At 43.0% G+C, this 363-nt stretch carries 1 protein-coding gene; it reads right to left on the minus strand.

What is annotated here, in order from left to right; genetic code table 11:
- Window positions 1-55: 55 nt before the first annotated feature.
- Window positions 56-363, minus strand: a 308-nt coding sequence (locus EUU22_RS26340; RefSeq protein WP_129330104.1) for an eL42 family ribosomal protein, incomplete at its 5' end; no start/stop codon positions are given.

Below are 363 nucleotides of genomic sequence, written 5' to 3' on the forward strand. Positions count from 1 at the left end.
TTTTTTTTGTGTTTTGACAATTTTATTAGTTTTAGACAAACAATGTTGCAGCACTTTAAAACTGGATAACTTGTCCCTTTCTCTTCTTATCGCCTCCAAGTTCAAAATGTTTGCATCTCTTGATTGCCAACATTCTCTTAGATCTGCAGTTTGAGTCCACGCATTCCAGTCTCAGCACAATCTTCTTTGTGGTCTTGGCCTTCTTACGGAAGATTGGCTTGGTCTGTCCACCATAACCGCTTTGCTTGCGATCATAACGCCTCTTTCCTTGGGCATAGAGAAAATCCTTGCCCTTCTTGTACTGCGTCACTTTATGTGGCTGATGACGGCCACATTTCTTGCAGTAGGTCCGGCGGGTTTTCG

It is taken from the genome of Ciceribacter ferrooxidans, from assembly GCF_004137355.1.
Classification (GTDB): domain Bacteria; phylum Pseudomonadota; class Alphaproteobacteria; order Rhizobiales; family Rhizobiaceae; genus Allorhizobium; species Allorhizobium ferrooxidans.